Origin of the sequence: Streptomyces sp. KLMMK (genome assembly GCF_036961605.1) — a bacterium.
Taxonomy (GTDB): domain Bacteria; phylum Actinomycetota; class Actinomycetes; order Streptomycetales; family Streptomycetaceae; genus Streptomyces; species Streptomyces telluris.
Genome location: NZ_JBAMDC010000423.1, coordinates 1 through 5,425 on the forward strand (window position 1 = coordinate 1; position 5,425 = coordinate 5,425).

The following is a 5,425-nucleotide window of genomic DNA, read 5'->3' on the forward strand; positions in this document are numbered from 1 at the left end:
GTGCACGGCGACGGCCGGGGCGCCCTCGATGCGGTGCGCCACCGCTGCGGCGGCGCCGAGCAGTTGCTCCCGGGAGAAGGCGCGCCCCGCGACGCTGAGGGCGTCCGGGAGGTCCTCGCCCCTTCCTGCGGCGAGCGCGGCGAGGGAGGTCAGCAGGGGGTCGGTCGGTCCGGGCACGGAACTGCTCCTTCCAGCGGCGGCCCCGGCGGTCACGGAGCTGCCCCTACGGCGGATACGGGTGCTAGCCCCACCGACGCGGGGCACCGCCGACCGTATCGTCGTACGCATGACGGCCCGCGACCATGAGCTGAAGAAGGACCTCGCCGCCACTCTGGAGACCCGCAAGGAGCTGGGCCCGGAGTACGAGGAGGAGCTGGTGGAAGCCTTCCTGGAGAAGGTCGACCGGAAACTCGACGCCGAGATCGACCGGCGGGTGCGCCGGCAGTCGGCGGAGATGCAGATGGCCGTGGCCCGCGGGGCCCGGCTGCACCTCGACGGGCCCGGCCCCGGCGGCTTCGGCGAGCGCTTCGGCTTCGCCGCGGTGTCGCTGGTGCTGGCCATCCCGCTGTCCGCGATAGCCGTGGTCAACGCGGAGCTGCCGGGGCTGCTGGTGTCCTGGGCGGGCATCGTGGGCGTCAACGCCCTGAACGTGGCGGGGTTGTTCCCGTGGCAGCAGCGGCGCAGGAAGCGGGACGCCGCGTCCGACTGGGAGTGAGGACGCACCGCGCCCGGAAGGCGCGCACGGGGGAGATGCGCGAGGGACCGCCGCACCCCGGCCGGAGCCGGAGTCGGGACGACGGCGGTCCCCCACGGGGACACGGGCCGGAGTCAGGGCCGGTGGACCGCGTCCGGACGGCTGTGGAGTCCGGGAGCCGCTCCGGAGTTTCCCGCCGCCGTTCGGGTGCCGGCCGGGGATGACCCGGGCCGACACCCCCCAATATGCCGGACGGTTGTTAAGCCGGTGCTGCAGGCGCGTGACGCATACGTACCTTTTACGGGCCGTCCGTCCGCGCCCCGTTCACGCGGCGGCCGGAAAGCCGGAAAAACGCCGCGGCCGCAACGCGCCCCGGAAGGGCGGGGCTACTTGGCGCCGTTGGCCTTCCCGGCGCTCTCCGCGAGGAACGCCAGCAGGTCCTGACGGCTCACCACACCGGTGGGCTTGCCCTCGACCAGGACGATCGCCGCGTCCGCCTCGCCCAGCACGGCCATCAGGTCCCCGACGGGCTCGCCGGAGCCGACCTGCGGCAGCGGCGCGCACATGTGCTTCTCCAGCGGGTCGGAGAGCGAGGCGCGCTGGGTGAACAGGGCGTCCAGCAGCTCGCGCTCCACGACCGAGCCGATGACCTCGGCGGCCATCACATCGGGGTGCCCCGCGCCCGGCTTGACGATGGGCATCTGCGAGACGCCGTACTCGCGGAGCACCTCGATGGCCTCGCCGACCGTCTCCTCCGGGTGCATGTGCACCAGGGAGGGCAGGCCGCCGTCCTTGCGGCGCAGCACGTCGCCCACGCGGGCGGCGTCGCCGGCCTCCTCCAGGAAGCCGTAGTCCGCCATCCACTCGTCGTTGAAGATCTTGCTCAGGTAGCCGCGGCCGCTGTCCGGCAGGAGGACGACCACGACGTCGTCCGGGCCGAGGTTCTCGGCGGCGCGCAGGGCGGAGACGACCGCCATGCCGCAGGAGCCGCCGACGAGCAGGCCCTCCTCCTTGGCGAGGCGGCGCGTCATCTGGAAGGCGTCCTTGTCGGAGACCGCGATGATCTCGTCGGTCACCGTGCCGTCGTAGGCGCTCGGCCAGAAGTCCTCGCCGACGCCCTCGATCAGGTACGGACGGCCGGAGCCGCCGCTGTAGACCGAGCCCTCGGGGTCCGAGCCGATGACCTTGACGCGGCCGTCGCTGACCTCCTTCAGGTAACGCCCGGTGCCGCTGATGGTGCCGCCGGTGCCCACGCCCGCCACGAAGTGGGTGATCTTCCCCTCCGTCTGCTCCCACAGCTCGGGGCCGGTGGAGTAGTAGTGCGAGAGGGGGTTGTTGGGGTTGCTGTACTGGTCGGGCTTCCAGGCGTTGGGCGTCTCGCGCACGAGCTTGTCGGAGACGTTGTAGTACGAGTCCGGGTGCTCCGGGTCGACCGCCGTCGGGCAGACCACGACCTCCGCGCCGTAGGCCCGCAGCACGTTGATCTTGTCAGTGGAGACCTTGTCCGGGCAGACGAAGATGCACTTGTAACCCTTCTGCTGGGCCACGATCGCCAGACCGACACCCGTATTGCCGGAGGTCGGCTCGACGATGGTGCCGCCCGGCTTGAGCTCGCCGGACTTCTCCGCGGCCTCGATCATGCGCACGGCGATCCGGTCCTTCACGGAGCCGCCCGGGTTGAAGTACTCGACCTTGGCGAGCACGGTGGCCTGGATGCCTTCGGTCACGCTGTTGAGCTTCACGAGCGGGGTGTTGCCAACGAGCTCAATCATCGAATCGTGATACTGCACGGTGATCTCCGCGGTCGGGGGCACTAGCGGTCTCGCGTACCCATACGGCCAGCCTAGAACGCATCCGGCCGCTCCAACGGCGCGTTGCAGATGCGGGCGCTCGGGGCAACCTGCTCATAGCGCGCTCTGCCAAGGGTGCGGGGCATTCATGAATGCTTTATGAAGCGTTTGTAAAACCGTGTACGCGGCTCGGAACCCGGCTGCGGAGGAGGTCCGGCCCATGTCACCCATCTCCACGTCGCGGGCGAGGGTCGCCCGGCGCATCGCCGCCGCGGCGGCCTACGGAGGCGGCGGCATCGGCCTGCTCGGGGCCACCGCGGCCGGGGTCCTGCTGACCGAGGCGCGGCTGGCCCGGCGGGTCGTGGGCGGCTCCAACGACGCCCCGCCCCACGCGGACGGCCGCTACGGCTCCGCCTTCGTCCACCGGCTCGGGCGCGAGCCGCTGCTGCTCGGCCTGCTCGGCGACTCCACGGCCGCCGGCCAGGGCGTGCACCGGCCCCGGCAGACGCCGGGCGCCCTGCTCGCCTCCGGGCTCGCCGCGGTCGCCGAGCGCCCCGTGGAGCTGCGCAACGTGGCCCTGTCCGGAGCCCGCTCGCACGACCTGGACCGGCAGGTCACCCTGCTGCTCGACGACGTGGAGCGCGCCCCCGACGTCTGCGTGATCATGATCGGGGCGAACGACGTCACGCACGGGATGCCGGCCGCACGGTCCGTACGGCTGCTGTCGGACGCGGTGCGGCGGCTGCGGGAGGCGGGCAGCGAGGTCGTCGTGGGCACCTGCCCCGACCTCGGCACGATCGAGCCGGTCTACCAGCCGCTGCGGTGGGTGGCGCGGCGGCAGAGCCGCCAGCTGGCCGCGGCGCAGACCATAGGGGTGATCGAGGCGGGCGGCCGCACGGTGTCGCTGGGCGACCTCCTGGGCCCGGAGTTCGCAGCGAACCCGCGGGAGCTGTTCGGACCCGACAACTTCCACCCCTCCGCCGAGGGCTACGCCACCGCCGCGATGGCCGTCCTGCCGACGCTGTGCGCGGCGCTGGGGCTGTGGCCGGAGGACGAGGAGCGGCCGGACGCGGCCCGCCGCGAGGGCATCCTGCCGGTCGCCCGCGCGGCCGCGGAGGCGGCGGCCGAGGGCGGCACGGAGGTCACCGCCGCCCGGGGCCGCTGGGCCCTCCTCAAACACCGCAAGCGCCGCCGCCTCCCGGCCCACACGGAGCCGACGCCGCACCACGTGTGGTCCCGTGCGGCACGGGGCGGGCAGTGACGCACAGGACGCCGCCGGCCCGCGCGGCGGCAAGAGTGCGAGGGGTCACAGTGACCAAGCCGTGACCCGGGCCCTACGGGCGGGTAACTTCCACCCAGTCCTGCTTTCACACGCCCTGGAGCCGTGATGCCCGAAGCCGTGATCGTCTCAACCGCCCGTTCGCCCATCGGTCGCGCCTTCAAGGGCTCGCTGAAGGGCATGCGTGCCGACGACCTGACCGCGACGATCATCAAGGCCGCGCTCGACAAGGTCCCCGGTCTCGACCCGCGCGACATCGACGACCTGATGCTCGGCTGCGGCCTGCCCGGCGGCGAGCAGGGCCACAACCTCGGCCGCATCGTGGCCGTGCAGATGGGCATGGACCACCTGCCCGGCTGCACGATCACCCGCTACTGCTCCTCGTCCCTGCAGACGTCCCGCATGGCGCTGCACGCCATCAAGGCCGGCGAGGGCGACGTCTTCATCTCCGCCGGCGTGGAGACGGTCTCCCGGACCGTCAACGGCTCCTCGGACGGCATGCCCGGCAGCCACAACCCCTTCTTCGCCGAGGCCGAGGCCCGCACCGCCGCCCGCGCCGAGCAGGGCAGCGACGAGTGGCACGACCCGCGCGAGGACGGCCTCGTGCCCGACGCGTACATCGCGATGGGCCAGACCGCCGAGAACCTGGCCCGGCTGAAGGGCATCTCGCGCGAGGAGATGGACGAGTTCGGCGTCCGCTCGCAGAACCTCGCCGAGGAAGCCATCAAGAACGGCTTCTGGGAGCGCGAGATCACCCCGGTCACCACCCCGGACGGCACCGTCGTCGCCAAGGACGACGGCCCGCGCGCGGGCGTGACGATGGAGGGCGTGGCCGGCCTCAAGCCCTCGTTCCGCGCGGACGGCCGCATCACCCCGGGCAACTGCTGCCCGCTCAACGACGGCGCCGCCGCCCTGGTGATCATGTCCGACACCAAGGCGCGCGAGCTGGGCCTGACCCCGCTGGCCCGGATCGTCTCCACCGGCGTCTCGGCCCTCTCCCCCGAGATCATGGGCTACGGCCCAGTCGAGGCCAGCAAGCAGGCGCTGGCGCGGGCCGGCATGAGCATCGGCGACATCGACCTGGTCGAGATCAACGAGGCCTTCGCCGCCCAGGTCATCCCGGCCTACCAGGCGCTCGGCATCGACATCGACCGCCTGAACGTCAACGGCGGCGCCATCGCCGTCGGCCACCCCTTCGGCATGACGGGCGCCCGGATCACCGGCACGCTCATCAACTCGCTGCAGTGGCACGACAAGCAGTTCGGCCTGGAGACCATGTGCGTCGGCGGCGGCCAGGGCATGGCGATGGTCATCGAGCGGCTGAGCTGAGCCGCAGGAGACCGGAGGCACCGGAGAGATACGAGCGGCAGAGCTGAGGACGAACGGCCTCACGAGCCGCTTGCGCAACCGTGACCGAATCGCCCCCAGGATGTGACCAACGTCCCGGGGGCGATTCGTTTCCGCAGGTCAGAGATGTTGAAGGGACAACGTCCGGGACGTAAGTCCCGCCCGCTTCATGACGTTTTGCACTGGGGTCTCCTGGGAGCACGCCTCAAGCTGAGGTAGGAATCTGGGGGATCCATAGCAACCGGGAGTACGTCAGTGAGCGCCATGTCCCTTGCCCTGCTGCTGGCCGCGGCCACCGCGACGGCCGCGGGCGCC

The 5,425-nt window shown here is 72.0% G+C and carries 4 protein-coding genes; 3 read left to right on the forward strand and 1 reads right to left on the reverse strand.

Going from position 1 to position 5,425, the window contains the following annotated elements:
- Positions 1-286 precede the first annotated feature (286 nt).
- On the forward strand, positions 287-715 hold the full coding sequence (locus tag V7793_RS32750) for a hypothetical protein (RefSeq protein WP_336013343.1): 429 nt from the start codon (positions 287-289) through the stop codon (positions 713-715).
- A gap of 365 nt (positions 716-1,080) precedes the next feature.
- Here the strand turns inward: V7793_RS32750 and V7793_RS32755 are convergent, their stop codons facing one another.
- A complete protein-coding gene (locus V7793_RS32755) occupies positions 1,081-2,484 on the reverse strand; it encodes a cystathionine beta-synthase (RefSeq protein WP_058047197.1) in 1,404 nt (467 codons plus the stop codon).
- A 220-nt stretch (positions 2,485-2,704) separates the two neighbouring features.
- Between V7793_RS32755 and V7793_RS32760 the strand changes: the two genes are divergently transcribed.
- Both V7793_RS32760 and V7793_RS32765 read left to right on the forward strand, forming a co-directional pair.
- Positions 2,705-3,745, forward strand: coding sequence for an SGNH/GDSL hydrolase family protein (locus tag V7793_RS32760; protein ID WP_336013347.1), 1,041 nt, complete (start codon positions 2,705-2,707; stop codon positions 3,743-3,745).
- Positions 3,746-3,871: 126 nt separating this feature from the next.
- A complete protein-coding gene (locus V7793_RS32765) occupies positions 3,872-5,092 on the forward strand; it encodes an acetyl-CoA C-acetyltransferase (RefSeq protein WP_336013349.1) in 1,221 nt (406 codons plus the stop codon).
- Positions 5,093-5,425 lie beyond the last annotated feature (333 nt).